At 41.1% G+C, this 25,249-nt stretch carries 24 protein-coding genes; 22 read left to right on the plus strand and 2 right to left on the minus strand.

Translation table 11 applies throughout. The annotated features are described in order from the left end of the window. Positions 1-31 precede the first annotated feature (31 nt). Positions 32-571, minus strand: coding sequence for a hypothetical protein (locus tag HYT61_01635; protein MBI2062924.1), 540 nt, complete (start codon positions 569-571; stop codon positions 32-34). A gap of 227 nt (positions 572-798) precedes the next feature. Here HYT61_01635 and HYT61_01640 point away from each other — a divergent pair, with 227 nt between their 5' ends. The 18 genes from HYT61_01640 to HYT61_01725 all read left to right on the plus strand — a co-directional run bounded on the left by HYT61_01640 (position 799) and on the right by HYT61_01725 (position 20,284). Further along, a complete protein-coding gene (locus HYT61_01640) occupies positions 799-1,395 on the plus strand; it encodes an LOG family protein (protein ID MBI2062925.1) in 597 nt (198 codons plus the stop codon). 94 nt (positions 1,396-1,489) lie between these two features. Next, entirely contained in the window at positions 1,490-3,829 is a 2,340-nt protein-coding gene (lon, locus tag HYT61_01645; GenBank protein MBI2062926.1) for an endopeptidase La, read from the plus strand. A gap of 397 nt (positions 3,830-4,226) precedes the next feature. Then, positions 4,227-4,739: a hypothetical protein gene (locus HYT61_01650; GenBank protein ID MBI2062927.1), complete on the plus strand. Its 513-nt coding sequence runs from the start codon at positions 4,227-4,229 to the stop codon at positions 4,737-4,739. 247 nt (positions 4,740-4,986) lie between these two features. Then, complete coding sequence (locus HYT61_01655) at positions 4,987-5,190, plus strand: hypothetical protein (protein ID MBI2062928.1); 204 nt, start codon at positions 4,987-4,989, stop codon at positions 5,188-5,190. Further along, entirely contained in the window at positions 5,180-5,671 is a 492-nt protein-coding gene (locus HYT61_01660) for an MgtC/SapB family protein (GenBank protein MBI2062929.1), read from the plus strand. The genes HYT61_01655 and HYT61_01660 overlap by 11 nt, the downstream gene beginning before the upstream one ends. A 201-nt stretch (positions 5,672-5,872) precedes the next feature. Next, positions 5,873-7,003 carry a hypothetical protein gene (locus tag HYT61_01665; GenBank protein ID MBI2062930.1) on the plus strand — a complete coding sequence of 377 codons (1,131 nt, stop codon included), beginning with the start codon at positions 5,873-5,875 and terminating at the stop codon, positions 7,001-7,003. A gap of 22 nt (positions 7,004-7,025) precedes the next feature. After that, the gene (locus HYT61_01670) at positions 7,026-8,375 is read left to right on the plus strand and encodes an O-antigen ligase family protein (protein MBI2062931.1); all 1,350 of its coding nucleotides are present in this window, start codon (positions 7,026-7,028) and stop codon (positions 8,373-8,375) included. 56 nt (positions 8,376-8,431) lie between these two features. Continuing rightward, entirely contained in the window at positions 8,432-9,727 is a 1,296-nt protein-coding gene (locus HYT61_01675; GenBank protein ID MBI2062932.1) for a S8 family serine peptidase, read from the plus strand. Between the two features lie 15 nt (positions 9,728-9,742). Continuing rightward, positions 9,743-10,402, plus strand: coding sequence for an MFS transporter (locus HYT61_01680; GenBank protein MBI2062933.1), 660 nt, complete (start codon positions 9,743-9,745; stop codon positions 10,400-10,402). A 225-nt stretch (positions 10,403-10,627) separates the two neighbouring features. Then, entirely contained in the window at positions 10,628-12,340 is a 1,713-nt protein-coding gene (polX, locus tag HYT61_01685; protein ID MBI2062934.1) for a DNA polymerase/3'-5' exonuclease PolX, read from the plus strand. Between the two features lie 45 nt (positions 12,341-12,385). Next, entirely contained in the window at positions 12,386-13,537 is a 1,152-nt protein-coding gene (locus HYT61_01690; GenBank protein MBI2062935.1) for a UDP-N-acetylglucosamine--N-acetylmuramyl-(pentapeptide) pyrophosphoryl-undecaprenol N-acetylglucosamine transferase, read from the plus strand. A gap of 5 nt (positions 13,538-13,542) precedes the next feature. Next, positions 13,543-14,424 (plus strand): hypothetical protein, encoded by an 882-nt coding sequence (locus tag HYT61_01695; GenBank protein MBI2062936.1) that lies wholly within the window; start codon positions 13,543-13,545, stop codon positions 14,422-14,424. 9 nt (positions 14,425-14,433) lie between these two features. Continuing rightward, positions 14,434-14,991: a ribosome recycling factor gene (gene frr, locus HYT61_01700; GenBank protein MBI2062937.1), complete on the plus strand. Its 558-nt coding sequence runs from the start codon at positions 14,434-14,436 to the stop codon at positions 14,989-14,991. A 1-nt stretch (position 14,992) separates the two neighbouring features. Next, the gene (locus HYT61_01705; protein ID MBI2062938.1) at positions 14,993-16,075 is read left to right on the plus strand and encodes a site-2 protease family protein; all 1,083 of its coding nucleotides are present in this window, start codon (positions 14,993-14,995) and stop codon (positions 16,073-16,075) included. Between the two features lie 4 nt (positions 16,076-16,079). Beyond that, a complete protein-coding gene (locus tag HYT61_01710) occupies positions 16,080-16,337 on the plus strand; it encodes a hypothetical protein (GenBank protein ID MBI2062939.1) in 258 nt (85 codons plus the stop codon). Positions 16,338-16,340: 3 nt separating this feature from the next. Further along, positions 16,341-17,627: a hypothetical protein gene (locus HYT61_01715; GenBank protein MBI2062940.1), complete on the plus strand. Its 1,287-nt coding sequence runs from the start codon at positions 16,341-16,343 to the stop codon at positions 17,625-17,627. Between the two features lie 812 nt (positions 17,628-18,439). Then, entirely contained in the window at positions 18,440-19,489 is a 1,050-nt protein-coding gene (locus HYT61_01720) for a rod shape-determining protein (protein MBI2062941.1), read from the plus strand. Between the two features lie 3 nt (positions 19,490-19,492). Beyond that, entirely contained in the window at positions 19,493-20,284 is a 792-nt protein-coding gene (locus tag HYT61_01725) for a rod shape-determining protein MreC (protein ID MBI2062942.1), read from the plus strand. 64 nt (positions 20,285-20,348) lie between these two features. On the opposite strand, the gene HYT61_01730 is transcribed toward HYT61_01725, so the two are convergent. Then, positions 20,349-20,621 (minus strand): hypothetical protein, encoded by a 273-nt coding sequence (locus HYT61_01730; protein MBI2062943.1) that lies wholly within the window; start codon positions 20,619-20,621, stop codon positions 20,349-20,351. A 56-nt stretch (positions 20,622-20,677) separates the two neighbouring features. Here HYT61_01730 and HYT61_01735 point away from each other — a divergent pair, with 56 nt between their 5' ends. The 4 genes from HYT61_01735 (at position 20,678) to lysS (ending at position 25,247) form a co-directional block, all read left to right on the plus strand. After that, entirely contained in the window at positions 20,678-21,130 is a 453-nt protein-coding gene (locus HYT61_01735; GenBank protein MBI2062944.1) for a hypothetical protein, read from the plus strand. 9 nt (positions 21,131-21,139) lie between these two features. Continuing rightward, on the plus strand, positions 21,140-23,044 hold the full coding sequence (mrdA, locus tag HYT61_01740) for a penicillin-binding protein 2 (GenBank protein ID MBI2062945.1): 1,905 nt from the start codon (positions 21,140-21,142) through the stop codon (positions 23,042-23,044). Positions 23,045-23,215: 171 nt separating this feature from the next. Continuing rightward, entirely contained in the window at positions 23,216-23,677 is a 462-nt protein-coding gene (gene greA, locus HYT61_01745) for a transcription elongation factor GreA (protein ID MBI2062946.1), read from the plus strand. A gap of 73 nt (positions 23,678-23,750) precedes the next feature. Further along, positions 23,751-25,247: a lysine--tRNA ligase gene (gene lysS, locus HYT61_01750; protein ID MBI2062947.1), complete on the plus strand. Its 1,497-nt coding sequence runs from the start codon at positions 23,751-23,753 to the stop codon at positions 25,245-25,247. The last annotated feature ends 2 nt before the right edge of the window (positions 25,248-25,249 follow it).

A 25,249-nucleotide genomic window follows, 5' to 3' on the forward strand; every position in this document is an offset into this window, starting at 1 on the left:
AAAAAACCGTCAAAAGGACGGTTTAATTGAATCAAGAAGATGTTTTTGTGTGTTTTTTTAAAATAATCCACAAGACAATAATACAGCCAAGCACCAAAATAAGAGTCGGAGTTTCGTTTAGCGACCGGCTCATTTCGTTTAGCATTACCGCCTCTCCTGTTTTTTGGTTGGCGAGGTCCGGTGAAATCAACGGAAATAATCTGCGATAATCGCTATCCTGCATCATCGGTTCTTCGGTCCAGCGTTGTTTGAGTAAAATCAAGAATTTCCTTTTTTTTACCAAACGGAATAAATGTCCCTTTTCCTGATCTTCAATCCATTGTAAAACAGTAATAACCGAGCCGTTTTTAGATTCAGAAATCCAAACAAATCTAAAAAATGGGTCTTTTTCAAAATAATACGCTTCGTAGCTTAACAGCCCATCAGCGGTAGAAATAGAATTTTTTTTAACAAAAAAGTCCTGATCTCCCTTGTGCCAGTCATAAGGAAATTCAACACCTTTGAATTTTTCCTGGGCAAGAACGGATAGTGGACACAAAAAAAGTATTAGAACGAGTTTGAAGCCATTCATTTTTAACCCACCAACCAATTTTAAAAGTGCGTTATTTGGTCGTAGATTATTCTCAATTGTGTTTAAAGTCAAGTTGTTTGTGCTTTAAAGATTTGATAGTATTAATTTATGAATCCCGTACGAAGTAGCCCTGGCGGGCTAAACGAACGGGATATGGGATATAAAATAACAGTAGTTCTGCGCCTGTAACTTATATTTATAGCTGCGCAGCAGCTACTTCGTACGGGATGAAATATAAATTTGTAGTTTCTGGTGCGGCAGAAACCGGCCATTGTGCCATAGATGCCGATAAAAAGTCGTATGAGCTTGGCCAAGAAATTGTTAAACACAACGGTATTTTGATTACCGGTGCCACCAAGGGTATCCCTTATTTTGCTGCTAAGGGAGCCAAAGAGGCAGGTGGCATATCAATCGGCATTTCGCCGGCCGCTAGTTATGTAGCACATGTTAGATCGTACAAGTTGCCAGACGATTATTTTGATTTTATAATTTATACCGGTTTTGATTATTCTGGACGCAATTTGTTACTTACTCGTTCTGCTGATGCCATTATAATTTGTTGTGGGCGTATTGGGACACTAAACGAATTTACTATTGCCTTTGAAGACAATAAACCCATCGGGGTTCTTGAGGGTACCGGTGGTTTCGCCGATGAGATTAAGCACATTATAGATATTGGTCATCGCGGTAAAGGTAAAATTGTTTATGACTCCGACCCAAAGCGACTTATTGAGAAACTTATTGAACTTATTGATAAAGAGCATCAGGGTTTTGATGGGGCAGTGCCTAAAGAAGAAGAGGACTTTGCGCAGGGCAGAGAATAATGTTTGCCCCAATAAACCCATTAGTATCAAGACCTGGTTAGGGTTTTTTTATTGACTTTTTTTAAATAATACTTTATACTTTTTATTTACACGGATGTCCTTTACTTCCAACAACATCACAATAAAAGAAGAATTGCCCTTAATTCCACTGAAGAATGTGGTGCTTTTTCCACGGGTGGCAATTCCACTTTTAGTGCAAAGGCCGAAGTCGGCTGGCAGTTTGGATTTGGCCATGTCGCAAGATCGGCTGGTGGTTTTTGTCGCCCAGAAGAATATCTACGATGATGTTAACCAGAAAGATTTGTTCAGGATCGGAACAGTTGGCCGTGTTTTTGAAGTGCACAAACTTCCGGACGGTTCTTCAAAAATTAATGTGGAAGGCGTTGCTAGAGTAAGAATAAAAGAATTTTCACAAATTGACCCGTTTTTTAAAGTTAAAATAGAACCAGTGAAAATGACCATGCCCAAAAACGTTGAAACCGAAGCCTTAACTCGTGCAACAGTTGATCAGTTTAAAAAACTTTTGGAAGTGCGCCAAATGCCAACAGTTATAAATGACTTAGTAGAAGCGCTCAATCAGGTCAGAGACCCCGAGCAAGTCGTTGATTTGATCGCCATCAACCTCAATTTGGAGCTTAAAGACCAGCAGGACATTTTAGAAACTACAGATTCAGTAGAAGCGCTTAAGAAGGTTAATTTTTATATTTCGCGCGAGATTGAAATAATTGACGCTGAAAAAAAGGTATTTAAAGAAACCAAGAAACAGCTTGGCAAAATGCAGAAAGAGGTGTTCTTGCGCGAGCAGATGAAAAGCATTGAAAAAGAACTCGGCATTGATAGCGAAAAAGGTGAGATTGAAATAATTCGTGCAAAAATAAAAGTGGCTGGTATGCCCAAGGAGACCGAAGCCAAGGCGCTCAAGGAGTTGGCTAGGTTTGAGAAGATGCCTTCGTTCAGTCCAGAGATTTCATATTTGCGTACCTATCTTGATTGGTTGGTGGAACTGCCGTGGTCTAAGAAATCGCCCGGCAATGGCGGTAAGTTAGAATTAAAAAATGCCGAAAAAATACTAAACCATGATCATTATGGCCTAAAAAAAGCAAAGGAAAGAATAGTCGAATATTTGGCCGTCCAAAAACAAGTTGGCAAAATCAAGGGGCCGATACTTTGTTTCGTCGGCCCGCCCGGCGTAGGTAAAACTTCTATTGGCAAATCAATTGCCCGCGCATTGGGGCGTAAATTTGTCCGCATGTCTCTTGGCGGATTGCGCGATGAAGCCGAAATACGAGGGCACAGGCGGACATATGTCGGCGCATTGCCGGGCAGAATCATACAGGGAATCCATACTGCAGGCACGCGCAATCCGGTTTTCATGCTGGATGAAATAGATAAGGTCGGCATTGATTTCCGTGGAGATCCTTCGGCGGCTTTATTGGAAGCGTTGGACCCTGAACAAAATTTTGCTTTTTCAGATCATTATCTGGAATTGCCTTTTGATTTATCAGATGTTTTATTTATCACGACCGCCAATGTATTAGATACAATTCCCCCGGCGTTGCGAGACCGTTTGGAAATAATAGAGTTTCCTGGGTATACCGAAGAGGAAAAACTGCATATCGCCAAGAAATATCTTTTGCCCAAACTTTTCCAGGAGCACGGCCTAAAAGAACACACGCTTGATTTTGCAGACCAGATTTTAGCTGATGTTATTCGCAAACACACTCGTGAAGCCGGGGTGCGCGATCTTGAACGACAGTTGGCCACAATTCTTCGCAAGGTTACCAGAAAAATTGTAGAAAAAAAGTCTAAAGACAAAATTGGTGTCTCTTCCAAAACCTTGCACACGTATCTGGGACCGGTCAGATATACACACCAACAGGCGGAAACCAATGACGAGATAGGCGTGGCGACCGGATTGGCATGGACACCTGTCGGCGGTGAGGTTTTATCAATTGAGGCCACCAAAATGCCTGGCCGAGGCAAACTGTTGTTAACCGGCCATTTGGGCGAAGTCATGAGAGAATCAGCTTATGCCGCCTTAAGTTACGCGCGTTCGCAGGCATCAAAGCTTGGAATTAAAAATGACTTTTACAAAGAGGATATTCACGTGCATGTGCCATCTGGCGCCATTCCCAAAGATGGACCGTCAGCGGGGACTGCTATGGTAGTAGCGATTATTTCACTTTTTACCGGCAAATCCGTTCGTAAAGACGTCGGCATGACGGGGGAGATAACATTACGCGGCAAGGTTCTTGAAATTGGCGGTGTAAAAGAAAAAGTATTAGCCGCGCATAGAGCCGGACTTAAGATAGTGATATTACCAGATGACAACAGAAAAGATATTGCCGAAGACATTCCTCGCGAAATTCGCCGAGACCTCAAATTCAAATTCGTCAAAAGCGTGGATGAACTGCTCAAAATCGCTCTCCGGTAATCACTCACCTCAAAAATTACAAATCCAGCTCACCCTCCTAATTTTCTTACAACATATCCCTCATACAAATAACGCCTTGCTCGCTAAATTGTCGGACACAGACCAGTTCTCCGTTTGCCGCTTGAAAACTGCGTCATTTCATTCCTTGTTTTACTGCGCGTTTTCCGACTAGTCTTAGCGTTACCCGACAATTTTTAACGCTTACAAAGCTAATTTGTAAATCGGGATATGAATGACGAAAATCAGGAGGTTTTGCTTGATATGATTTGTAATTTTTGAATGAATTTGATTTGCCCACATTTAATATAGCTTTCGCACTATTGCGTTTTTATAAGAAATATGTTATTATCAAAATGCCCTTTGAAAACTCGATGTTTATCTAAAAAGGAGATGCCTGATGAAGAAATACAGAGTTATGTTTGTGGCGATTGTATTCGCTCTGGTTGGCATAATCATTGGTTACGAGCTTCACTCCATTGCTACTTTCAAAAAAGAGAAAAACTTTTTTCGGCAGGAGATTATCTCCTATGAAAATCAACGAGCCAGAGATTTTACCGGGATGACACTTACCTCCTACTTTACGTACTTGATAGATGACGGCCAATTCGGCCAATTTCGGCATCTTTTGGAGCAACTCAACCAAGAGAAGACACAGAGCGACACCCATCCTTACGCTTATTATTCTTTGATGGATGATATTCGTTTTGCAGCGACAATGGCTGGTGCCGATCCAAACGATCGCACCTACGAAAGACTTGAAGAAATGGCTCGGCTTAGTAAGTATTTAGCGAGGCTGGAACCTTGGGTTCGTTATGCTGGGGATAACGAGGAACTGGAACACCTACGTAAGCATTTCGAGCTTACCAAACAAACACTGGAAAGACTTATCGGTCAAGCCAACTGTCGTTAGTTTTTAATGCTTGATTTTGGGGTCCGCACATCTGCCAATAGGCAAGAGCGGGACTTTTTAATTAACAAAAAATATTCGCTGATTTTCCTTAGATTGGCGGAGATCACAGTGCCTTTTGAAAATTAGTCCAGCGAAACCCCCATCTAAGAAATCATTCATGGCAGGCTTTGGTAACAAATAAGGCGAGCGAGCAGCGGAAAGCCGAGACCGCAAACCCGCAAACCCCGCTTAATAGCGGGGTTAGTTTGTGTTTACACAAACTAAGGTTGAGGAAAGCTCGGAAGGATTCCGCGTTGCGAGCGAGTTATATTTGTCAAAGCCGAATGTTGATTTCGTGATAGGGGTTGAGCGGGATAAAAGGCACTATGGCGAGTGGATAATTTTTGATGGGGGTTCTTATCAACTTGTGGTTTTAGCGCTTTTTGTTTTAAAATTATCTTATGATTACTGAAACCGATTTGATTTTGAGATTGTTGCTGGCGGCCGGGTTGGGCGGGGCGATCGGGTTTGAACGTGAGAGGGCGCACAAAGTTGCCGGTTTGCGTACGCACGCTTTGGTGGCGATGGGAGCGGCACTGCTTTCCGTCATTTCAATCTATGGTTTTGAGGGTTTAACCGACGGAAGTGCGTATGACCCGTCGCGTTTGATTTCAAATATCATTGTTGGTATAGGTTTCATAGGCGGCGGAGCGATTTTACGCCAAGGGTCGCGGATTATGGGTACGACTACGGCGGCAACATTATGGCTTGTAGCGGCAGTTGGTATTGCCGCTGGAATTGGTTTTATTTTTGGAGCATTGGCTGGGGCGGCAGTCGGCTATTTGGTTTTAACAGTATTGTGGCAAGTTGAAAAACGGCTAATTCCCAAAATGCCGTATCAACACATTAGCGGGGCAGAATCGGTATCCCATGACATTGAAAATTTTGAGTAGAAATACCCACGCCCCAATTTTGCAAATTTTGGGATAGCAACGCACTCACCTTCGGTTCGGGCCTATTCGGCCGCTGCATTGCGAAAGTAAAATAAGACTTTTCTAATTTATTATTTATTTTTGCCAATCTCGGCAAAATTGAGGCGGGGTTATTTTTCACTAATCGTAAAAACCTCGCTACAAACGGCGAGATTTTTACGAGTGAAAAATAAATTTTGGTACGCGGTGGCGACCCTTGTGGGGTCAACTGTTGGGGTGGGGATCTATGGAATCCCTTTTGCTTTTCAAAAAGCCGGCTTTGGGGTCGGTTTTTTATTTTTGGTCGTTGTTAGCGGACTCATATTGCTTAGCACACTTTTGTACGGTGAAATCATCCTTCGCACACACGAGCGTCACCAGTTAGTCGGTTATACCAATAAATATCTTGGTGTTTGGGCCAGGAAAATTAATTTATTTACATTTATGGTCGGCGCTTACGGAGCGCTTATCGGAATAATTATTATAAGCGGTGGATTTTTGGCAAACACTCTTTCTTTCTTCTTTCACTTATCACCAGTGTCGTGGAGCACGCTTTTTGTTGTATTTGCTTCAATTTTTATTTTTCGCGGCTTGAGGACTGTTTCAAGGATTGATTTTTTTATGATGTTATTATTTACCGCGATAGTTCTTTTGGTTGGTTTGCTTGGATTTAAGCGTATTGATTTAAGCAATTACACATTGGCCGTAAAAGATTTTTGGTTCCTACCTTTTGGTATTGTCATGTTTGCCATGAGCTCAATGCCGGGAATTCCGTTAGTTCGTGAAGTTTTAGCCGGAGCTGAAGATAAGTTTAGGAAAGTGCTGATAGTCGGTACTGTTATACCGGCATCACTTTACCTCCTTTTTACTTTAGCGGTAGTTGGAATTTCAGGAGATGCCACTTCGCCGGATGCCATTTCCGGGCTTTCCGGTTTTTTGGGCTTTAAAATAGTTTTTATAGGTTCGCTATTTGGCTTTTTAACTTCCTCTACGATTTTTCTTAATTTGGCTACTGCTTTGAATGAGTCTCTTCAACAAGATTTTCATTTTGGGAAACGCTGGGCCTGGTTTTTAACCGTAATCCCGCCGTATATGCTTTTTCTTTCTGGGGTCAGGAATTTTATTGATATTATCAGTTTAGTTGGAGGAGTGGCTGTTAGTATTGAGGTGGTGATTTTAATATTTTTGTATGCCAAAGTAAGAAAAAAGGGGGATCGTGTCCCAGAGTATTCCATACGCCTGCCTATCCCGGTTCTGTATCTGATGATGTTGTTATTTGCTGCTGGAGCGGTATATACGATTCTTGTAAAGTAAAAAATTTGTACTTGTTTAAATAATGTCTGAAAGGCTGGAGCGAACCATTTTTTATTTATTGATATTTACCATACCGGTCCAGGCGCGGGTGATTTTGCATAGTTGGACTCGACCGTTCAACCAGTGGACATCAGCCTATCTTTATGGGACGGATATATTTCTCGTCTTGTTATTAATTTTTTGGCTGGCGAGAAGTCTGAAAATTAACAATGGCCCAATTTCAAATTTCCAATTTCCAATTTCCAGTAAATTTTCAATTTTAAAATCATCAAACCTTTGGTTGCTATCATTTTTAATAATTTCGGCAATTTCTGTTTTTAATTCGCGTATCATCGGTCTATCTTTTTACCAACTGCTCAAACTGGCCGAGTTTATCGGATTCTATTTCTATTTGCAACACAATTTTGGCAAAGTTTTTCAATTCAGAACGGTCTTAGCTGTTATTATCGCGTCCGGTTTTTTTCAATCAATAATTGCCATTGTTCAATATGCTAAGCAAGGGAGTATCGGTTTGCGGTTGCTAGGCGAGAGTCCACTTTCTGTTAATACAACCGGCATGGCCGTGTTCATGGCTGATGGCGAGAAATATCTGCGCGCTTATGGTACCGCCACGCACCCTAACATTTTAGCCGCTTGGTTGTTTGTAGCAATTTTCGCTTTTTATTATTGGTTTTTATATTATCACACAGCACAAGACAGACGGTTTCATGATGTGCCGAAGTTGTTTATTTACCCTGTTTTACTCTTCGGCTTTTTCTTTACTTTTTCGCGAGTAATTATAGGACTTTGGGTTTTGGGTGTTTTAGCAACATTTGTCATTGTTTTTTTAAAAAGAGAGTTTCGCGAAAATAAAATATTAAAGCGCAAAATGTTTATTCTTTTTTCAGTTTCCGTAGCGGCAGCCTTGTTGTTTTCGGTTATTTTTTGGCCTCAGGTGAATTCACGTATTCATGTTTCAGCGCAGGAGGAGGCAGTTACCCAGCGGGTTTTTTACAATAAGATAGCTGGTTCTACCGCCCTATCAAATCCACTGCTTGGAGTCGGGATCGGTCAATTCGTGCTGAATCTTATGTATAAATTTAAACATTTACCGTCAGTAGCCTATCAGCCTGTCCACAATATTTATTTACTGATAGTTAGCGAAACTGGGTTTATCGGCTTCGGCACGCTCATGCTGTTTATATTTTATATTTTTTATAATTTTATCCATCACGCAGATTTCACGAAACTTCGTACCGTGTTTTTTCTAATTTTCGCCCTCTCTTTTATTGTAATTGGTATTTTTGATCATTTTCTTTTGACATCCCAGCAGGGAAGTTTGGCTTTCTGGTTGGTATTGGCTTTCATAACCGCAAATGGCGATAAAAATTAGTTTTTGGGTGGGTGTGGATAATTTTTTGTTTTAACTGATTATTGTGCTATAATCTAATGACAAACATGAAAACTTATAGAAAACTAGTTTTTTGCTTACTTTTTGGGGGTTTTTTGGCATTTTTGCCGATGGCTCACGCTTCTGCTGATAATAGCAGATATTTCGTCAAATCAACGAAAGGATTTTGGAAAAATGCTCTTGGAGTTAGACATAATTTTGACAATGGTTTTACCACCGATGCTTCCGACTTCCAATTACGCTTGGCTAAGGTTTTCGGAGTAGAAATTGAACCAGTTGCCATATTACAGATTTTACCTGGCGAGCCAACGGTTACTTCCGATACAGATTCCGATTCCAAAATTAGTCCAGCGTTTTCTTCAGACGATTCAGATATTGTATCTCCCAAAATTTCCGCGCCGAAAAGTATAAAAGGCAAGGGCGGCACAATTCGCTATCTTCCTTCGGATCAAACGCCTTGGGGCATTGAAACGATTTATGCCAATTCGGCCATTGAAACGACTTCTGGAGGCCTGGGAATAAATGTTGCTATTTTGGATACCGGCATTCTGGTTTCCCATCCTGATTTGGCAAGGAGAATCACGCAGTGCAAGGATTTTTCAAATTTTAGATATCCGGTAGTTGATGGCAAATGCGATGACAAGAATGGTCATGGTACCCATGTGGCCGGTATTATAGCGGCTGACGCAGGTGCTGATGGCAAAGGGTTATATGGCGTCGCTCCACAAGCCAACCTTTTTGCCTATAAGGTTTGCGGCACAAACGGTTCTTGTTATGCCGATGATATCGCCACCGCTTTGCGTATGGCCGCAGATGAGGGAGCCAAAGTGGTAAATATGAGTTTCGGTTCAGACCAAGAATCGTCATTGATACGCGATGCGGTTGACTACGCTTTTTCCAAAGGTTCGCTTTTGGTGGCCGCTGCTGGCAATGATGGGCCGTTTCCGGACAGTATTGATTATCCGGCCGCCTACGCTTCTGTTGTTGCTGTTGGTGCCATAAATCAAACAAAATCTGTGACAGATTGGAGTTCTCGGGGCATCAATTCAACCACGACACCTTGGATTGTGGAGAATAGAGACGTGGAACTAGCCACACCCGGTGAATATATTGAGTCAACTTGGAACAACAAGGGCTATGCAATACTTTCAGGCACTTCAATGGCTTCACCGTTTGTTGTGGGTCTTGCCGCTAAATACTGGCAATCATCCGCTTCTGCTTCTATTTCAGATCAACTTTTAGCAACTCGCGATTACCTTCACTTTTTAGCAAACGACCTCTTGCCTCTTGGGGACGATGATGCCTCAGGTTTTGGGCTGCCTCAAGTGAAATAAAAAGTATTTTTTAATATGGTCAATCGCGTAATTCGTCATCTTGTAATTTCTGATTTTTTTATTAATTTTGCTTTCGGCCTTCTAGCGCCGATTTTTGCTGTTTTTGTCTTGAATAACATTGAAGGCGGCTCATTAAGGGTAATCGGATTGGCCACGGCTTGCTATTGGATTGTCCGCACTGCGACTACAGTGCCCTTGTCACGTTTTATGGATCGGACCGATGGCGAGCGTGATGAATTTTATTTTGTCGTTGCAGGCACCTTCATCATGTCTTCGTTGCCACTTTTTTATATTTTTGTAAGTTTGCCGTGGCATATCTACTTGATCCAAGCAGTTTTAGGGCTAGTTAATTCAATGGCTGTTCCGGGGTGGCGCATACTATTCACTGACCATATCGATCGTGGTAAAACCGGTTTTGAATGGTCGCTTGAGGATATTGCTATCGGTATTTCCGTAGGCTCAAGCGCGTATCTGGGATCCATATTGGCTGATAAATTCGGTTTTAAGGTTGTTTTTATTCTCTTGGCAGCCATGGGTTATGTTTCTACTATCATACTTTCAACTCTTAAAAATGACGCCAAAACGTTAATGCAAATAAAACGGGAAAAACTTCTTCAGACGCTCAAACTAAAGCGCGAATCCGCCGCGCCATTCAAATTAGACGGAACCAAGTAATTGCTCTCTCAATTAAGATTGCAAATCTTAAGCCGATACCAATCGGCGGTTTTTATCGTTAGCAAATTACTAAGGAGAGGATGTTATTCCAGCGGAGGCGAGGCTTTTTGTGAAAAATCCTGTAATCAGGTGGATTGAACAAAAAGAGCTCGCGTAGCTGGTTATCGAGCTCTTTGGAATGAGTTGGTTTGTAATTTTTGAGTGGGTTGGTAGAATTTAAGCAATATGTCTAATCAGGAATTAGCAAAAATTTTATCTGAAATAGCGTCATTTTTGGAGATGAATGAAATAGCATTTAAGCCGCGCGCTTATGAGCATGCGGCTTTTTCAATTCAATCGCTTGAAGAAGACGTGGGCGAGATTTACAAAAAAGGCGGAATTAAAGCGCTTGAAAACATTCCCGGCGTTGGCCGCGGTATTGCCGAGCGCATTGAGGAATATATAAAGACCGGCCGCGTTAAGGACTACGAAAAACTAAAAAAACAATTTCCGGTTGATATTAAGAGTCTGATGACCATTGAAGGTGTTGGGCCAAAGCTGGTCAAAAAATTGTATCAAAAATTAAAAATAAAAAATATTGCTGATCTTGAAAAAGCGGCAAAGACTGGCAAATTACGGGGACTTGAGGGTTTAGGCGAAAAATCAGAGCAAAAAATACTCAAGGGTATAGAATTTTTGCGGCAGTCACATGGCCGTTTTTTGTTGGGACATGTTTTGCCAGTTGCCCGCAAAATTTTGGAAAATTTACGTGCCTTGCCATATATCAAGCAAGCAGAAGCGGCCGGTTCTGTGCGTCGGATGCAAGAAACGGTCGGCGATCTGGATATTTTGGTTATTTCCAACAAACCAGACAAGGTGATGGATTATTTTGTGCACATGCCTGAAGTCCAGGGGGTACTATCTAAAGGACCTACAAAAACTTCTGTTAGGTTGAAGATTGGAGCGGATGCGGATGTTCGTGTTCTGCCACCGGAATCATTCGGCGCCGCGTTCCAGTATTTTACTGGAGATAAATACCACAATATCACATTACGTGAAATTGCGATTAAAAAGGGCTACAAGCTAAATGAATATGGTTTATACAAGGACAGGCGATTGGTTGCCGGAAAAACAGAAGAGGAAATTTATAAAAAACTTGGTATGAACTGCATGGATCCGGAAATTAGGACAAATAGCGGAGAGATAGAAGCGGCCATAAAAGGCGAATTACCAATGTTGATCGGTTATGACGATTTGCTTGGTGATTTGCAGGTGCAGACTGATTGGACTGACGGTGAAAATTCAATAAAAGAAATGGCGGAAGCGGCCAAAAAACAAGGGCTAGAATATATTGTGATTACTGATCATACAAAGTCCCTTGCCATGGCCAACGGTTCTGATGAAAAAAGACTAGTCAAGCAAATGGCCGAAATCGATAAAGTTCAAAAACAGGTTAGTGGAATTAAGATACTAAAGAGTGCGGAAGTTAATATAAACAAAGACGGCACATTAGACATTAACGACGAAACATTGGCCAAATTGGATGTTGTCGGTGCGTCAGTGCATTCCAGTTTCAATATGCTAGAAGCAGATATGACAAAAAGGATAATTCGAACGATGGAAAACCCCAATGTGGACATATTGTTTCATCCAACAGGTCGGTTAATACAAAAAAGAGAACCATACAAAGTGAACATTGATGAACTTATTAAAACAGCTAAGCGCACCAAGACGATACTCGAGATCAATGCTTACCCAGAGCGTCTTGATTTAAAAGACGAATATATACGCAAGGCCGTAAGTGCTGGAGTAAAATTGGCAATTGATTCTGACGCGCATTCCGTTGCTCATTTCAAATTCCTTGAATTCGGTATTGCCCAAGCTCGTCGCGGCTGGGCAGGAAAAAAAGACGTAATAAATACCAGGCCCTGGCCGGAGATGTTAAAATTGCTTAAATGACCAAATTTCAAGAAAGTGTGTATAATATAGTTAAGGATATCAAACGTGGAAAGAATTGAATTTATGCCCATACGCATTTTACTAACTGGTGCTGGTTCTGGCGGGCATGTATACCCGCTTATTGCCGTGGCAGAAGAATTACAGAAATTGGCTGGCCAAACAAGCCAGGATTTGGAGTTAAAATTTATTGGCGCTGGTGGGTTTATAAAAGACGCAGCCGTTATTATGGGTGTTGCTGTTATTGACATCGCAAGCCCTAAATGGCGCCGTTATTTGAGTATCCAAAATTTTGTAGATAGTTTGAAGGTGCCACTTGGATTTTTGCAGGCGTTATTCCATGTTTGGCAATTTATGCCAGATTTAATTTTTTCCAAGGGGGGGCATGATTCTTTTTTGCCGGTGCTTGCGGCTCGTCTTTTTTCTATTCCGATTATAATTCATGAATCAGATGTCATACCTGGTAAGGCAAATCTTAGGGTTGGCAAGTGGGCTAAAAAGATTTTTTTGGCATTCGATGAAGCCAGGGTTTATTTTAAGCAAAATTCGATTGAGGTAGTTGGTAATCCAATGAGAGCCGGAATTGCTAACTTAGTAGACAAAGCGGTGGCCTTGTCCGCGTTTAACCTTGATCCAAACAAACCAACCGTTTTAATTACCGGTGCTAGCCAGGGTGCGCAAGTTATAAATGAAAAGCTTTTGCTTTCTTTGACTGAACTTACCAAAAAATTCCAGGTTATTCACCAGTGTGGTTTGAATAATTACGATAATACAAACTCTCAAATACTAAGAATCGTCAAAGAAGGAGAAGGTACATTTGGCAAGGTTATTGCAGAAAACTATCGTCTTTACCCTGCTTTTGATTTGCAGCAGATGACTTTGGCTTATTCCGCCTCTGATGTGATTGTGGGACGTTCCGGCGCCGGAACGATATTTGAAATAGCTGCCGTTGGTAAACCAGCAATAATCATTCCCCTTAAGGGTTCAGCTAGCGATCACCAATTGGCTAATGCCAGAGAATTTGCTAAATTTGGAGCTATAGTAATTGAACAAGATAACTTAACTGCGCACATACTAATTAATGAGATAGAGAATGCTTATGGCAATCGTGTTGAGTTATCGCAAAAAATTAAACAATTCGCTAGACTCGAAGCGGCAAGAATCATAGCTCAGCAGATTCTTGGTTTTGTGATTTCTTAATTACAATGTCTTGGCAAACAATCGGTTTTGATAAAAATCAAAAATTATTTGAAAATTTCATACAAAATGGTGGTTTTGCCCATGCTTATCTTTTTACCGGCCAGGAAATGATAGGCAAGAGGACTTTTGCATTTGAATTAGCAAATCATGTTATAAGCGGTAATAAATCGCAGGGTAACAACCCGGACATTTTAACTGTTAGTCCCGCTAGTTCTGAAAGCTGGCATTCTATTGCAATTGAAGAGATACGTAAAATTAAAAAATTTGTTTCTTTAAGTTCTTATGTCGGGCCTTATAAATTTGTGATTATTGATGATGCGCATCTAATGACTATTGAGGCCCAGAATTCGTTATTGAAAATTCTGGAAGAGCCGAGTCCATCAACAATTTTTATTCTAGTTACTGCTAACCCGGAATCTCTTTTGACAACAATTGTATCACGTTGTCAGGAGATTAAATTTTCATCACATCCTAAAAAATTGATAGCAAACATGTTAATTGACGCTAAATTATCCAACAAGAACAAAGAATTACTGACAGAATTTGCCAATGGCAGATTGGGTCTTATTAAAAAAATTGTAGAGGAAAATTCTTTTGATGAAGTTAAAGATGCGATTGAAGAGGTGATGCATTTAATTAAATCTGACATCAATGAGCGGCTGGCTATTGCCCAAAAACTTGCCGACCCATCTGCCGGATTTGCAGGTGAAAAAAATAAGACCGAATTAGCCAAAAAGATTTTATATTGGACGCTTTATCTAAGGACACGTTTAAATGAACCCAAGGCGCATAAAATCCTTAAAAATCTGTTGGTGCTTCATGAAATAATAAATAAGCCACAGTTTAATCAACGGTTGGCATTGGAAAACTTTTTAATACAAGTGTAAACTCAATCCATGAATATTAAAGATTTACTCAATCAAAAAAAGTCTGGTTTTGAGGGGGTTTTGGATTTTTATAAAAATGATATTGCTTCCATAAGCACGGGACGAGCAACTCCGGCGCTAGTGGAGGATATTATTGTTGATGCCTATGGCCAGAGGATGCATGTTAAAGAGCTAGCAACCATTACTACCCCTGAACCGCGATCATTAGTAATACAGCCATGGGACAAGGGTGTAGTTGAGGCAATAAGCGGTGCTATAAGAAAAAGCGAAATAGGGCTGAATCCGGTTGTTGACGGTCAAATTATACGTCTGAACATACCATCATTAACCGAAGAGCGTAGAAAAGAGTTTATCAAATCTCTTAAACATAAAACCGAAGAAGCGCGCGTCAAAATACGCCGAATTCGCGAAGAAATTTGGAACAAGGTTCAGGCAATGGAACGTGGCCATGAAATTGGCGAAGACGATAAGTTTAAAGCCAAAGACGACTTGCAGAAAATCATAGACGACTACAACAAGAAAATTGAAGAATTGGAAAACAAGAAAGAGCAGGAATTATTAAATTAATTTGATTACCGCTATAATTTTCATAATTGTTTTAAGCGTGTTGGTTTTTGTCCATGAGTTTGGGCATTTTATTATGGCCAAACGGGCGGGTATGAAAGTGGAGGAATTTGGTTTTGGCTTTCCGCCGCGCGCCTTTGGCATAAAGCGTGGAGAGACAATTTATTCTGTTAACTGGATACCTTTCGGCGGATTCGTTAAAATTTTGGGTGAGGATGGACAAGAGTCAGAAAATCCAAGAAGTTTCGCATCGGCTAAAGCAGGAGTGCGTTCAGGAATCATTGTCGCTGGTGTGGTTATGAATGTTCTATTGGCAATTGTGCTTTTGGTGGTTGGCAATGCCATGGGTCTACGTGTGGGATTAGTTGATGAGGCATCCGTAAAACAGGCTCGTGACATTAAAGTACAAATCATTCAGATTGCCGCCGGAAGTCCTGCGGAGCAAGCGGGATTGAAGCCCTTGGACGAAATAGTTGGATTCAAACTGGACGGCGGAACCCTAGAAGTATTCAAGGTTCAAGATGTGCAGAATTTTATTAATCAAAATCTAGGCAAAAACGTCATTGTGTTGGTGCGAAGCGCCAACGAGTTATCAGAAAAGAAAATGACGCCCCGCATTAACCCGCCTGAAGGCGAAGGGTCCCTCGGCATATCATTAGCTTCCACCGGCATTATCAAATACCCGTGGTATGAATCAATCGGACGCGGCACCATGGACGCGGTCAACATCTTTCACTACACAGTGGCAGGGTACGCGACAATTATAAAAAATATTTTTGCTACAGGAAAAGCCGGGGTCGAACTTTCCGGGCCCGTAGGCATTGCCGTGATTACCGGCAAAGCAGCGCGGCTTGGATTCACATATCTAATGCAATTTACAGCGCTTATATCAATCAATCTTGCCGTATTAAACATAATTCCTTTTCCCGCGTTGGATGGAGGACGCCTTCTTTTTGTGGGCATTGAAAGGTTAAGAGGCAGACCCGTTTCCAGAAAAATTGAAAATGCCGTAAATACCGTCGGATTCGCACTTTTAATTTTACTTATGATTTATATTACGACAAAAGATATTTTGAAATTCCTATAAAATTATGGTTGAACAGTTAAAACTTTATAAAAATCCCAAAAAAGAAGAGCAAGTGGAGCATAAAAAATTAAGATGGGAGAAATATCCAACATTTTGGAGAGCGGCAGTTTTTGACACACGCAAAGAGCATGTTTGTGCCAGGTGTGAAAAAACAATTCCAAATAACAGCCGCGCGAATGTTACTGTTGATTTGGAAGGCGGCAAACCGGATTTTACAAAAACACAATATTGGCATCCTGGCGAAAAATGTCCTAAAATTTAAACAATGAGGCTATCCAAACTTTTTACTAAAACTACTCGCGAAAATCCCAAGGACGAAACTAGTATAAATGCCCAACTGCTTGAACGCGGTGGTTTTATTTACAAGAATTCCGCTGGGATTTATACCTTTTTGCCCTTGGGTTGGCGGGTTGTGCAAAAAATAGCCGGTATTATCAGAGAAGAAATGAATAAAATCGGCGGAGTGGAAATGTTTATGCCAGCGTTGGTTGAAAAAAAATATCTTGACGCCACCGGACGCTGGGACGTAGAAATTGGATTTAAGGTGACTAACGGTTTACTTAGTGGTTCAACCACTAAGTCTGACTTAGTGGTTGAACCACTAAGTAATTTTGTTTTGGGTTGGACTCATGAGGAAGTCCTGACTGCGATTGCTTCGCGTTTCATAAGCTCGTACAAAGATCTGCCCTTTGCCGCTTATCAGATACAAACAAAATTCCGCAACGAACTGCGGGCCAAATCCGGTCTTTTGCGCGGGCGGGAATTTATGATGAAGGACCTTTATAGTTTTCATGCCACGCAAGAAGATTTGGAAAAATATTATGAAGAAGTAAAGGGTGCCTATCATAAAATTTTTCATCGTTGCGGCCTGAAATCGATTTATACAGTTGCCGCTGGCGGGACATTTACGGCGGAAAACACACACGAGTTTCAGGTTCTATCTGATATTGGCGAAGATACTATTTTTGTTTGCGATAAATGCGAATATGCAGAGAATAAAGAAATCTCAAAATTGATAAATGGCGATCAATGCCCGAAATGCCTTGGCGAAGGCGAGGAGGGTAAAATTACGGAACTAAAATCAATTGAAATCGGCAACACATTTCCGCTTGGCGATAAATATTCAAAAGCATTTGATTTGAGATTTGTTGACGAAAAAGGGGAGTCACACTTTGTGATCATGGGCTCATACGGTATTGGTTTGGGACGAGTGATGGGGACGTTGGTAGAAATACACCACGATGACGAAGGTATTGCTTGGCCGGAATCAGTATCGCCACTTAAGGTACATCTAGTTGTTTTGTCTGGTGCTGAAAAAGTTGGTGAAGAACTTTATGAAGAACTATTACATAACAGCATTGAGATATTATATGATGATCGGGTCGACAAAACCGCAGGGGAAAAGTTTGCCGATGCCGATCTGATCGGTTGTCCGATACGATTGGTTATCAGTGAGAAGACTTTACAAAAAAGGAGCGTTGAGATAAAAAGGAGAAGTGAAAAAGAGGTGAGACTAGTGCCACTTGACAAAATAATAGGTAGTTTGCTATAATTACATTATAAAAGTATAGTTCTAGAGCCTAGCAAAAAGTCCCGAAAATAGTTCTTTTCATCCCAGCACCTTTCGCTTTGCGAAAGGTGCTGGGCAAGTCTTTCGGGACTGTTTGCTGGGTTGCTCAAGTGTTTCAAGAACAACCTTGCTTGCATCGGTGGGATGCAATCTCCCGAGCGGATTGATCCGTGTACGGCGTGTCGCCGAACCCTATCCGCTCGGGGTTTCTTTGTTAAAATACATTGGAGGAATTAACATGATGAAGTTTTGGGGCCAGTAAAGCCCCATGGCTCTTGCGTTCCTCCGAGGGGCAGCAATGCCTCTTGGTTTGTTCCACCCTCTACCATACCGTTGAGTAGAAAGGAACACTGGTATGTGGAAACGATGGGCAGGCCGGGAGAGCTTGTAGCCACCGAGCGGGCTGATCGTTGTTTGGCCAAAAGCAATGGTTACTGATGCCCAATTTTTTAGTCGGCTCCCTGACATTGGCCGTTCAGGGAGCTTTTTTATTTTTAGTTTGCTAGATTTACAAAAATTACAAACCCTAAGCCGATACCAATCGGCGGTTTTTATAACAACAATAATCAAGAAGGAAGTGTCATAAAAAAGCGAGGCCATTATACCTCATAGCACCGTCAAAAGAGTGGATTGCACGGTTTGCGAGCAGTATAATAGTAAAACACTGCGAGCAAAATCCACGCTTTTGACGGAATGCAGTCCATTCGCTGGGTGGACAAATGGTGATATGAGGGATAATGGTGAGCGATTTTTTTTGCTTGTTAATATTAATTCTGTTATTCTAAGTTGTTATCATGTTCGATAAACTATTCAATTTTTGGTCAAAGGATATCGGGATTGATTTGGGTACTGCAAATACTCTGGTTTATGTCCGGGGTAGAGGAATAATTATTGATGAGCCGTCAATTGTTGCGATAAATCAAAAAACTGGTCAAATTCTTGCCATTGGCCAAGATGCGCGTAAAATGGTTGGCCGCACCCCGGGCTATATTATCGTTTCCAAACCGCTCATAGCTGGTGTTGTTTCTGATTTTGAGGTAACTGAGCAAATGCTCAAGTATTTTATTGACAGGGCACAAGAGAAATCATTTTCTTTGATTCCGCGTCCGCGCGTAGTCATAGGCGTTCCGGCAAGCGTTACTGAAGTAGAGAAGAGGGCAGTTGAAGATGCGGCCTATAATGCCGGTGCCAGAGACGTTTTTCTTATAGAAGAGCCAATGGCTGCGGCAATCGGTGCCAGGTTGCCGGTGCAAGAAGCGGCGGCTAATCTGATTATAGATATTGGAGGAGGTACAACCGACGTGGCGGTTATTTCAATGGGCGGGGTTGTCGCTTCGCGTTCCTTGAGAATTGCCGGTGACAAATTAACAAGCGATATCAGTTTGTTCATGAGGGAAGAGCACAACATATTAATTGGCGATTCAACCGCAGAAAACATAAAATTAGCCGTTGGTTCGGCTTATCCTTTGGAAGAAGAGTTAACTGTGCAGGTTCGTGGTCGTGATCTTTTGACCGGCTTACCTAAAGAGTTGACCATAACCTCGGAAGAGGTGCGCAAAGCAATGCACCGTTCTATCCGAGGTATTGTTTTGGCAATTAAAAATACGATCGAGGAAACACCTCCGGAGTTGATTGCGGACTTATTAAATAGAAGCATTTTTCTTGCAGGTGGCGGCAGTTTGTTGCGGGGATTTGATGAGTTAATTAGTCACGAAACCAAATTGCCCGTAAAGGTTGTTGATGATCCCATGACAGCTGTGGTGCGTGGTTGCGGTATGGTACTTGACCACCTCGATTCTCTTAAGTCTGTACTGGTCTGGACCGCTAAAGAAGCGTATATATAAAAAGTGGCAAACAATTTTTATAAAAAGTATTTTATTATTTTCTTGATTGTTGCCGTGATCGTTGTTTTTAATAACTATTTGGCCGCTAATTTACTGCCAAACTTTTTTTATAAAATTATCAAAACTCCGGGGATTTTTTTAACGGACAATCTACTTGAATTCTCAAAATATATATCCCGGTTTTTGAAAACCAAGGCAGTAATTAAAGAGAATTCAAAACTGCGTGAAGAAAATAATATTTTACTCGGACGATTGGCGGAACTGGATAGTTTAAGGCGCGAAAATAATTTTTTGAGAGACGAGCTAAAAGTGGCCAGGCGGCTGGATTTGCCGCTGTTGCTGGCGCAGATTTTTAATATACAAAGAGGCGCGTTGTCTTCAACGGCTTTGATTAACAAGGGTGTTAAAGACGGCGTTGAAGAAAAAATGCCCGTTATAACCGCGGGCAATATATTGGTTGGTGTGGTGGGGCAGGTTTTGGATGATTCGGCGGTAGTTTTACTCCTTGACGATCCGCGCGTTAAAATCAGTGGGCGCGTACTTGGGTCGCGGACGCTGGTGGAAACAAGTGGGGGGCTGCACAACAATGTAGGCCTTAATCTTGTGACCAATAGCGATGAAATTAAAGAAAACGAAACCATTGTTAGCAGTGGTCTTGATGGGTTGCACGAAGCTCTGTTAATTGCCGAAGTAACCAAGGTCGAATCTTCGGCCAATGCACTTTTCAAAAAAGTTTCAGCTCGACAGCTTTTTGATCCCTCCCTTGGCTCAAGTTTATTTGTGGTATTAAAGTAAAAAGCGCGTCTTTTTACATAAAATAAATCACCATTACTGGTGAAATATGAACTTGGAAAAGTTATTACCTAGTTCTATAAAATAAGAATTGACAAAGTATTACCGCGTTAGCAAGGACACCGGGAATATTCGAAACCAGTAAATAATGATCTTTTTTTAGATACGCATAAATTAGCCAGGATATACAATTCAAAAAGAATATGGCATACAATGCTAAGGATATCCCTTTAACTGACTTATTTTTGTAATTTTTAAAAATCTGTGACGGAAGTCCTATTGCCATTAGCAGAATGCAAAATCCTGCAGCAATCAGTCCAAAAAGATCAACTAATGCCATTCTTATCTCTCCACTGTTTCTAAAGCATGAATTTACCTTATACTACTCGTATCATTATGTCCAGATTCAAATTTTTCCTTATAACTTCGGCCGCAATCTTTTTCATGGAACGGTTTTTGCCCACGCTGGCATCTTGGCCGGTTTTCATTTATCCAATTTTCGTTGTGATTTTCATGCTTAGCTGTAAAAACAACACAGGAGAGCTTTCCTATATTGTTGCGGTTTCTTTTGTTTTTGATTTTTTTTCCGGGTACCGTTTGGGTTTTTTTACTTTTGCCATACTTTTTCTTGCTTTGGCTATATTTTTATTCAAAACCAGATTCAATATCAGCCAGCATTCACTTCTCTCATTTGTCGTTTATACCATTATTTTTATTTTTGCCTACTTTGCAATATTTTCGATAGGATCCAGTTCCAGATTAATAGTTGATCGTTTCTTTTTTATAATAATTGAAACCGCGGCCGTATTTCTAATTATTAATTTTTTGTTACGTTACGTAAAAAACTAACGTTTTTTTATGAACCTTAGCAAGTATAAAATAAACAGTTTTGAGTCAGAAGAGCTAAAACCGGAAGAAACATTGGCCGACACCTTAAGCATTCACCCGACAATTGAAACGCCAATCAGTCGCAGTGTTTTTAATATTTTTTACACGGCAGTAGCGGTGGTTTTTGTGCTCCTTGTTCTTAAATCTTTCCAATTTCAAATTGTGGAAGGTGAGCATTTTGCTTCTTCCGCGGAACAGAGTAGTCTCTTGAGCTATCAATTATCGCCTTTGCGCGGTTTAATTTACGATTTTAATAATCGGGCACTTGTTGAGAATGTGCCGGTTTTTGACTTAGTTGTGGTGCACACTTTTTTGCCCAAATCCAGTGACATGCTCATGGATGGCATTAAGCTTATTTCGACCATCATAGACAGAAATGTGGAGTCATTGAGCGAGGTTTTTGAAGAAAATAAAGATCAGGCCGCTTTTGTCATAAAAAACGATCTTAATAAGGAAGAAATGGTAAAAATCAAAAATATTTCATTGCCATATTTATTTATCGTGACCAATGCCCGGCGATACTATCCTGACGGTCCCGCGTCAGCGCACCTTTTGGGCAATACCGCCAAGGTAACACCCGATGATCTCAAGAATGATAACTATTTTTTCATAAATGATCGCATTGGGCGTACCGGCCTTGAAGCTCAATATGAGCAATTTTTGCGCGGAGAACACAGGGATTTTAATTTTTTAAGCAGTGAAGAAGTTTTAAATCGTGTAAGTCAAGACACAAAAAACGAGGGGGCGGATAACCTGTTTTTAAATATAGATTCTTCAATACAAAACAAGCTTTATAAAACAATGAGTTATGTTTTTGCTTCAGCCGGAGTTAGGCGAGGCGCGGCCATAGTTCAAAATCCTAAATCCGGCGCAGTTTTGGGTTTGGTGAGTATGCCCACTTTTGATAATAATATTTTTGAGGATTCGTCGTCCCCAGACAGTATTTCAGCGATACCAAATATTTTAAAAAATCCAGACAGACCCCTTTTAAACAGAGTAATTTCCGGTCGTTACAGCCCGGGTTCAACTATTAAACCACTTTTAGCTTTAGCTGGTTTGAAAGAAGGCGTAGTCACTCCCTCCACTATTATTTTTGCCAACGGTAGTATTAGCGTGCAAAGCGAGGTTGATTCTAATATTTTTTACACTTTTCGGGATTGGAAGGTGCATGGCTGGACCGATATTAAAAAGGCTATTGCTGATTCAGTTGACGTTTACTTTTACTCTTTGGGCGGTGGTTACGGTAACATTAAGGGTCTCGGCATTGATAGAATATCAAATTATATAAAGAGCGCGGGTGCCGACAAAAATACCGGCATTGATTTGCCCGGGGAAGTATCCGGACTGGTTCCGTCAAAAGAATGGAAAAAAGAAACCAAGGGCGAATCTTGGTATGTCGGCGATACTTACAATATCTCCATCGGGCAGGGCGATTTGATCGTAACTCCGGTCTGGCTTAATACTTATATCGGAGCTATTGCCAACGGCGGAAACTTAATGAAACCGTATATCGTAAGAGAGGTGCGTGGGGCCGATGGTCGGTTGCTTGAGAAAAATGAACCGTACACGTTGGGCCAAATGCCTTTTGATCAAGAAACGCTAAATATAGTCAAGCAGGGAATGAGAGAAACTATTTTATCAGGCACGGCTTCACTTCTTCAAAATGTGCCGGTTGTTTTGGCAGCTAAAACGGGAACGGCACAAGTTACCGGCCGCGGTCTTAACTCTTTATTCACGGTATTTGGTCCTTATAATGATCCGGAAATAGTGATGACTGTTTTGGTAGAAAATATTAACCAAAGTCAAGGTTTGGCCATAAAAGTTGCAAATGATTTTCTTTTATGGTATTTTGTGACAAGAAATGAAGAGCAATAAAACGGCGGGTTATCCACACATTTAACGGATGACCCTTTTATTTATGATATAATTTCTATTTGTTTTAATTTTTAATGCCTACAGTGATTCCAATTGTCGGCTACGCGTCTCCCATAAAAATCTTACTAGATTTTTATGGGAACTCTCACGGCCGACTCAATCGGAACCTTCATGAGCACCCAATATTTCAGTCCTGAAGGATTGGAAAAACTAAAAAAAGAATTGGAAGAACGCAGAGAACAAGTCAGACCCGAGGTTACCCGGAAGATTTTGGCTGCTAAAGAACTGGGTGATCTTTCCGAGAATGCGGAATACATTGAAGCCAAAGAAATGCAAAGTTTCAATGAGGGGCGTATTGGTGAACTTGAAGATATGATAAAAAGTGGCGTTTTAATCAGTCCCCATCAGAAGGTCGAGGTTGTGGTCGTGGGTTCCACAGTGAGGGTTAAATCAGGAGAGCATGGCGAACAAAAATTTACCATTGTCGGCGCAGCAGAATCTAATCCGGTGCATGGTTTTATTTCAAACGAATCACCGTTGGGCACGGCATTCTTGGGGCGTAAAAAAAACGAAGAAATAGAGGTAAAAACGCCGGGCGGGATGGTTAGTTACAAGATTTTAGAAATTAACTAATTAAATCAAAGAATTGAGCGGTCCCGCTAAGGGACTTTTTGTTTTTGCATTACTTTGATATGATTTATTTATTATGGCCCTAGACGATCTACGTAAAACCCGGTTAGAAAAATTAGAAAAATTGCAAAAAGCCGGCATAGATCCTTATCCGTCTCGTTCTTCGCGTACTCATGAAATCCAGCAAGCAATTGGTGATTTTGACGAACTTTCAACCAAAGAAGTGGAAGTGATTTTGGCTGGACGAATTATGGCCAAGCGCGAGCATGGTGGTTCAACATTTTTAGATTTACAAGATGGCTCGTCCAGCTCCAGTTTGGACTCTTCCAAACTGGAGCTGGATAAAGGTCAAATTCAGCTGTTTTTCAAAAAAGACGCGATAGGGGAGAAAGAATACGACTTCTTTTTGGAAACCATAGATATAGGTGATTTTATTGAAGCTGGTGGCACTCTTTTCAAGACCAAGAAGGAAGAGCGGACTTTGGAAGTGCATGCATATAAACTTTTGGCGAAATCATTATTACCATTGCCGGAAAAATGGCACGGTTTGGAAGATGTTGAGGAGCGTCTTCGCAGGCGGTATCTGGATTTGATAATGGATCCGGCAGTAAAAGAGCTTTTTGTAAAAAAATCTGTTTTTTGGCAAGCAACCAGAGAATTTTTATTAAATGATGGCGGTGTTGAAGTGGAAACTCCAATTCTAGAACAAATTCCAGGAGGGGCAGATGCCGAACCGTTCAAAACCCACATGAATGCCTTAGATGTTAACCTTTATTTGCGTATTGCCCCCGAGCTTAGCTTGAAGCGTTTGAATGTAGGTGGTTTTGAAAAAGTTTTTGAAATTGGCAGAATCTTTAGGAATGAAGGAATGGATCGTGAGCATCTTCAAGATTACACACAAATGGAAATGTATTGGGCGTATACTGACTACGACGCCTTAATGAAAATTGTTGAGCGTCTCATTAAGCATGTTATAAAGAAAACCCTCGGGACCTTAACTCATAGTTACCAAGATAAAAGTTTGGATTGGGGAGCTGCCTGGAATATTTATGATTATTATGAAGTTTTTGAAAAATATACCGGCCTTAATTTAAAAGAAGCAAGCGAAAAAGATTTAATAAACTACGCCAAGGACAACAAAATAGACGTTAATAAACATCTTGGCAAGGGCAGGTTGATTGACGTGGTATTCAAGAAGAAAGTCAGGTCAAACTTGTGGGATCCTGGGTTTCTGGTATTACCACCTGTTGACATAGAGCCTTTGGCAAAAAGGTCACAGCTGGACAAAGACAGGGTCGAGCGTTTTCAGGTTGTGGCAGGAGGTTCAGAGTTGGGCAAAGGATTTTCCGAACTTAACGATCCGATTGACCAGAGAGAGCGATTTGAGGAGCAGGTTAAATTAGGAAAGGCCGGTGATAAAGAAGCTCAAAGAATGGATGAGGATTTTGTAGAAGCGCTTGAATACGGTATGCCGCCGACTGCAGGTTTTGCCTATTCAGAAAGATTATTTGCTTTCTTAATGGATAGGCCGGTTAGGGAAACGGTATTTTTTCCATTGATGAAACCGCGCTAAAA

It is taken from the genome of Candidatus Yanofskybacteria bacterium (assembly GCA_016181175.1).
Taxonomy (GTDB): Bacteria; Patescibacteriota; Minisyncoccia; order 2-02-FULL-40-12; family IGHO2-01-FULL-4-A; genus 2-01-FULL-44-17.

Coding starts and splice junctions, on each gene's coding strand:
- HYT61_01710 (MBI2062939.1), top strand. CDS start 16,080: ATGGTTGAACAGTTAAAACTTTATAAAAATCCCAAAAAAGAAGAGCAA.
- HYT61_01730 (MBI2062943.1), bottom strand. CDS start 20,621: ATGGCATTAGTTGATCTTTTTGGACTGATTGCTGCAGGATTTTGCATT.
- mrdA (MBI2062945.1), top strand. CDS start 21,140: ATGAACCTTAGCAAGTATAAAATAAACAGTTTTGAGTCAGAAGAGCTA.
- HYT61_01715 (MBI2062940.1), top strand. CDS start 16,341: ATGAGGCTATCCAAACTTTTTACTAAAACTACTCGCGAAAATCCCAAG.
- HYT61_01635 (MBI2062924.1), bottom strand. CDS start 571: ATGAATGGCTTCAAACTCGTTCTAATACTTTTTTTGTGTCCACTATCC.
- HYT61_01660 (MBI2062929.1), top strand. CDS start 5,180: ATGATTACTGAAACCGATTTGATTTTGAGATTGTTGCTGGCGGCCGGG.
- lysS (MBI2062947.1), top strand. CDS start 23,751: ATGGCCCTAGACGATCTACGTAAAACCCGGTTAGAAAAATTAGAAAAA.
- HYT61_01640 (MBI2062925.1), top strand. CDS start 799: ATGAAATATAAATTTGTAGTTTCTGGTGCGGCAGAAACCGGCCATTGT.
- HYT61_01735 (MBI2062944.1), top strand. CDS start 20,678: ATGTCCAGATTCAAATTTTTCCTTATAACTTCGGCCGCAATCTTTTTC.
- HYT61_01670 (MBI2062931.1), top strand. CDS start 7,026: ATGTCTGAAAGGCTGGAGCGAACCATTTTTTATTTATTGATATTTACC.
- HYT61_01695 (MBI2062936.1), top strand. CDS start 13,543: ATGTCTTGGCAAACAATCGGTTTTGATAAAAATCAAAAATTATTTGAA.
- HYT61_01720 (MBI2062941.1), top strand. CDS start 18,440: ATGTTCGATAAACTATTCAATTTTTGGTCAAAGGATATCGGGATTGAT.
- polX (MBI2062934.1), top strand. CDS start 10,628: ATGTCTAATCAGGAATTAGCAAAAATTTTATCTGAAATAGCGTCATTT.
- greA (MBI2062946.1), top strand. CDS start 23,216: ATGAGCACCCAATATTTCAGTCCTGAAGGATTGGAAAAACTAAAAAAA.
- frr (MBI2062937.1), top strand. CDS start 14,434: ATGAATATTAAAGATTTACTCAATCAAAAAAAGTCTGGTTTTGAGGGG.
- lon (MBI2062926.1), top strand. CDS start 1,490: ATGTCCTTTACTTCCAACAACATCACAATAAAAGAAGAATTGCCCTTA.
- HYT61_01650 (MBI2062927.1), top strand. CDS start 4,227: ATGAAGAAATACAGAGTTATGTTTGTGGCGATTGTATTCGCTCTGGTT.
- HYT61_01675 (MBI2062932.1), top strand. CDS start 8,432: ATGACAAACATGAAAACTTATAGAAAACTAGTTTTTTGCTTACTTTTT.
- HYT61_01680 (MBI2062933.1), top strand. CDS start 9,743: ATGGTCAATCGCGTAATTCGTCATCTTGTAATTTCTGATTTTTTTATT.